The 5,005-nt window shown below is 63.5% G+C and carries 3 protein-coding genes and 1 pseudogene; 2 read left to right on the top strand and 2 right to left on the bottom strand.

Features of this window, described 5'->3' with window-relative positions:
- Together EN738_RS30845 and EN738_RS30840 are read right to left on the bottom strand one after the other, a co-directional pair.
- Positions 1-147 (bottom strand): annotated as a pseudogene (locus tag EN738_RS30845) (bifunctional riboflavin kinase/FAD synthetase); the annotation flags it as partial.
- A gap of 9 nt (positions 148-156) precedes the next feature.
- The gene (locus EN738_RS30840) at positions 157-1,017 is read right to left on the bottom strand and encodes a TIGR01459 family HAD-type hydrolase (RefSeq protein ID WP_127286902.1); all 861 of its coding nucleotides are present in this window, start codon (positions 1,015-1,017) and stop codon (positions 157-159) included.
- Between the two features lie 316 nt (positions 1,018-1,333).
- Between EN738_RS30840 and EN738_RS30835 the strand changes: the two genes are divergently transcribed.
- Positions 1,334-3,250, top strand: coding sequence for a TadE/TadG family type IV pilus assembly protein (locus EN738_RS30835; RefSeq protein WP_245494822.1), 1,917 nt, complete (start codon positions 1,334-1,336; stop codon positions 3,248-3,250).
- A gap of 198 nt (positions 3,251-3,448) precedes the next feature.
- A partial coding sequence (locus tag EN738_RS30830; RefSeq protein ID WP_189606054.1) for a pilus assembly protein occupies positions 3,449-5,005 on the top strand: 1,557 nt, incomplete at its 3' end.

Below are 5,005 nucleotides of genomic sequence, written 5' to 3'. Positions count from 1 at the left end.
GGCCTCGGCGACGGCGCGATCGAGCACCGCCTGGTGGCCGCGATGGACGCCGTCGAAATTGCCGATCGCCACCACGCCGCCGCGCAAATGGGCGGGCAGCGGCGACGTCGCCGAGATGCGGTCAAAGGGTTTCGAGGTTTCCGTCATGGAACGCCCCTATTGCAGTCTCGGAATGACGGCGACCGGGCGGTAGCCATGCTTTTCCAGGAAGGCGGCCAGCCGCTCGCGGTCAGGCTGCAGCGGGTCGCCATAGTCGCGCGCATGGATGCCGCCCGAGACATAGAGCACCTCGAAGCCATTGTCGGCCGCGCCCTTGATATCGGTCATCATGCCGTCGCCGATGGCCAGCACCCGCGAACGCTCGACCGGGCGACCGATCAGGCTGGCAACCTCCTTCATCGCAACGTCGTAGATCGGCGCGTAGGGCTTGCCGGCGATGAGCGTTCGCCCACCGAGCTGGGCGTAGTCGCGGGCAAGCGCCCCGGCGCACCAGATCATGCGCTCGCCGCGCTCGACCACGATGTCGGGATTGGCGCAGATGAAGGGCAGGTCGCGAGCGCGCAGCCGCCGCAGCAGCTCGGCATAGTCGGACGGTTTTTCAACCTCGTCGTCGAACAGGCCGGTGCAGACCACGCCCGAGGCCTCGAACTCCTCGACCAGATCGACGCCGAGCCCGTCATAAAGGGTGAAATCGCGGTCGGGACCGATATGGAAGATCTTCCTCGGCCCTTCGGCGATCAGGTCGCGGGTGACATCGCCGGAGGTGACGATGCGGTCATAGGCGTCAGTGGGGACGCCGATCGCGTTCATCTGCGCCACCACATCGGCACTGCGGCGGGGCGAGTTGGTGATCAGCACGACGGGCACGTTCGCCGCGCGTGCCGCGGCCAGCGCCTGCGCAGCCTGCGGAAAATGCCATTCGCCATTGTGCACCACGCCCCAGACATCGCACAGGATGGCGTCGTACGAGCCCGACAGGTCCGCGAGCGAGCCGATAATGTCGGGCGAATCCGCCATGCCGTTTTCCCAGGGTGGTTGTTGCGAGAGCCGCCGCCGACGGTCCGCCGCGGCCGGTCCCGCATTAACCGAAGCGCCTCATCCTGTCACCAGCTTTCGACAGGCACCGGCCGCGGCGGCGGGACGGATGCTGAAGACCGGACCTGCGTCGCGGTGGAATTCCCGGGGGCATCCACGCAGCTGGCCCGATAGTTAACGAGCCTTGAAAACGCAGGTTGATGTTGGATGCATTCGCGCAACCTGAAATTTAATGATCTGTGGGCATGGTCGCAGATCAACTACGACTTTGGTCGTACATTAGCGGGGGCTAAAGGCGATGATCCGCAGATTCGAAGCGACGATGCGCAGGTTCGCGCGCGACCGGCGCGGCAACTATGCCTTGATCGGCGCCATCGCCATGGTGCCCCTGATGGGCGCGGTTGCGCTTGCGGTCGACTTTACGGACCTGGTGCGCCAAAAGCAGGAAACGCTGAACGCGCTGGATGCCGCGGGCGTCGCCACCGCGCAGCAGATCGTCGCCAATGTAAGCGACGCCGATGCCAAAGCCTATGCGAAGAACTTCTTCGAAGCCAATCTGTCGCATGTCAGCCCGGCTGACACGGCGCTGAGCGTCACCTTGCCCAGCAATAACGCCGGCGGCGGCACACTGAAGCTTTGCGCGACCCTGCGCTACCATCCTTATTTCCTGCCAGCCGCGGCGATGCTGATCGGCAGGACTGCCGGCGACACGACTTTGACCGCGTGCTCGGAAGTTCGCCTCAAGAACACTCTCGAGGTTGCCCTGGTGCTCGACAATTCCGGCTCGATGAGCACGAATGGATCCGGTACCGGCCAGCAGCGCATAGAGCTGCTCAAGACTGCCGCGACCGAACTCGTCAACACGTTGGCCCTGCAGGCAGGGCAAATGAAGCAGGTCACCAAGCCGGTGCAGTTCGCCCTGGTACCCTTTTCGGCCTCGGTCAATGTCGGCTCAGCCAACAAGGACAAGACCTGGATGGATCTCGGCGGCATCTCACCGGTGCAGCATGAGAATTTCGACTGGACCCAGATGTACAAGACCGTCTCCGGCGTCGATCCGAACAAATACATCGAGAAAGTCGGCGCCGCCTACTACCAGAGGGGCACCGGCTGGGGAGCGGACGCGGGCAAGGCAATGACCCGCTTCACCCTCTACCAGGATATGATGGCCACGACGCGAACCTGCACCAAGAAGAACCACGGCACGTGTCAGACATATGTCGACACGACCGCCCAATACCAAGCCTGGAAAGGCTGCGTGGAAGCAAGACCGTATCCTTACAATGTCGACGACACGACGCCGACGACGTCCACACCCGCCAGCCTGTTCGTCCCGATGTTCGCTCCGGACGAGGCCGGCAATTTCTGGACCGACTCCACCCACGTCAGCATCACGTCATGGGGTTACCCGAACAATTGGTGGGTGGACTCGGCCGACAGCCTGGCCGTCGCAAAACGCCAGTCGGATATGCGCAAGTATTTCGTCACGAAGCCCTACAATGCGGCGGCGGAGCCGGCTGACGGCGGCCCCAACTCCGGGTGCACGACTGCCGCCATCACGCCGTTGCAGGACATAACCACGACCACGGGCAAAAGCACCATCACAAACGCCATCAGCGCGATGACGCCGACGGACAACACCAATGTGCCGGAAGGGCTTGCCTGGGGCTGGCGGGTGCTGTCGAGCAATGAGCCTTTCACGGACGGTCGGGCCAACACCGAAAAAGGCAACGACAAGGTCGTCATCGTGCTGACCGACGGCGCCAACACCTACAGCCCGATCGCCGACGCCACCTATGCCAAGAACATGTCGACTTACGCCGCGTACGGCTACACGGGCCTGACCTATCCAGGCTCCGGTACGGTGACCCGGCTGTTCATGAACACCAGCGCTTCCGTTGGCAAGACGACGTACACCGGCGCCAACTACACGACGGCGCTCGACGAGCAGATGCAGATGCTTTGCGCCAATGCAAAGAATTCGAACATCATCGTGATGACGGTTTCGCTTGACCTTGTGGACACCAAATCCGCGGAAAAGGCCGCAATGACCGCGCTGAAGACGTGTTCCTCGGATTCGAGATTCCGAAAAGACCCGGCCGACCCGACCGGCAAGACTGCGGCCAAATTGTACTGGAACGCGACCGGCGCCACGCTGTCGAAAAGCTTCAAGGAAATCGCCGACGAACTGTCGAACCTGCGCATCGTCGGCTGATCGACGGGCAATCGACGGGGCGAAACGCGCTGCCTTCGCGGGGCGTTTCCTTGAACGCGGCGGCCTTGCCCGGCGCGATTGGTTAGCGTTCGGTGAAACACCGAGGCTGCAATCGAGCGGTTTCCCACACCCGTCCTTCAGCGTTTTGTGAAACGGTGGCCTGGGCAAAAAATCCGCAGGCGGGGCCGCTTACAACACATGCGTGGATTCTGGCGTGACTTCTGCCGCGACCGGCGCGGCAACTATGCTCTCTTGACCGCGGTCGCCATGGTGCCGCTGATGGGCGCCGTGGCGCTGAGCGTCGACTATTCGGGCGTGGTCAACGAGAAGCAGAGGGTGGTGAACGCGCTCGACGCCGCCAACTTCGCCACCGCCCGCCGCCTTGCCGAAGGCGCCACCGACGACCAGCTGAGGGCCTATGCGCTGGAGTTCTTCAGGGCCAACCTCGGCGACAGCATCGATCCGGCCAACACCACGCTCAGCGTCACGCTGCCCAGCAGCACGACCGGCGGCGGCCTGGTCAAGCTCTGCGCGGCGCTGGTGTACAAGCCCTATTTCCTGCCGGCAGCGGCGCTGCTGGTCGATAAGGAGTCTTCGGACGTCAACTATTCCGTCTGCTCGGAAGTGCGCCTTAAGAACACGCTCGAAGTCGCCATGGTGCTCGACAATTCCGGCTCGATGAGCAACCTCGGCACCGGTGCGGGGCAGAAGCGCATCGACCTGCTCAAGCAGGCCGCCAAGCAGCTCGTCGACACGCTGGCGCAGCAGGCGGCCGCGATCAAGCAGATCGACAAGCCGGTCCAGTTCAGCATCGTGCCCTTCGCCGCCTCGGTGAATGTTGGGACGCAGAACGACAATGCTTCCTGGATGGACACCTACGGGCTGTCGCCGATCCACCATGAGAATTTCGACTGGACGACGCTGAACGCCACCAACAAATACGCGCAGAAGATCAACGGCATCTGGTACAAGAAGGGCTCAGACTGGGGCGAGCAGGAAGGCCAGATGCTCACTCGCTTCTCGCTCTATCGCGACATGAAGGTGGTCACCAGCCACGAGCGCATCGTCGGCTCCAAGCGTGTCGTCTGCGACGAATACCGCTCCAACCACACCTGCAAGCGCAGCCACGACGAATACGACTACAACGACACCTATGGCCCGTTCGCCAGCTGGCAGGGCTGCGTCGAGGTCAGGCCCTACCCCTACAACGTCAATGACGCGGCGGCCTCCGGCGGCCCCAACAATACCGGCACCGGCGTCGGCGACCCGGCGACCATGTTCGTGCCGATGTTCGCGCCGGACGAGCCGGGCAACCATTGGTACCTGACGCAGGATCCCGACGAGGCGAAGCCGGTGACCTACGGCGCCGCCAACAGCTGGTGGAACGACGATCCGACAAGCACGACCGGCAAGACGCGGCAATCCAACATGGCCAAATATTTCCAGCCGCGGCCGATCAATGCGCCGGTGCTGTCGACCGGCGCCGGTCCCAACTACAGCTGCACCACGACACCGATCACGCCGCTGACCGATGTCACCCAGGCGGCGGGTCTGACGGCCATCAAGGCGGCGATCGACCTGATGCAGCCGAACGGCAACACCAATGTCCCGGAAGGCATGGCCTGGGGCTGGCGCACCGTGTCGAGCACCGAGCCCTTCACCGAAGGGCGGCTGGAGAGCGAGCGCGGCAACGACAAGGTCGTCATCGTGCTCACCGACGGCGAGAACACCTATTCGACGGTCAGCAGCGACCCG

Source organism: Mesorhizobium sp. M4B.F.Ca.ET.017.02.2.1 (genome assembly GCF_003998955.1).
Taxonomy (GTDB): domain Bacteria; phylum Pseudomonadota; class Alphaproteobacteria; order Rhizobiales; family Rhizobiaceae; genus Mesorhizobium; species Mesorhizobium abyssinicae.
The sequence above is the reverse complement of the archived record's forward strand: the minus strand, read 5'-3'. Positions and strand labels throughout refer to the sequence as shown.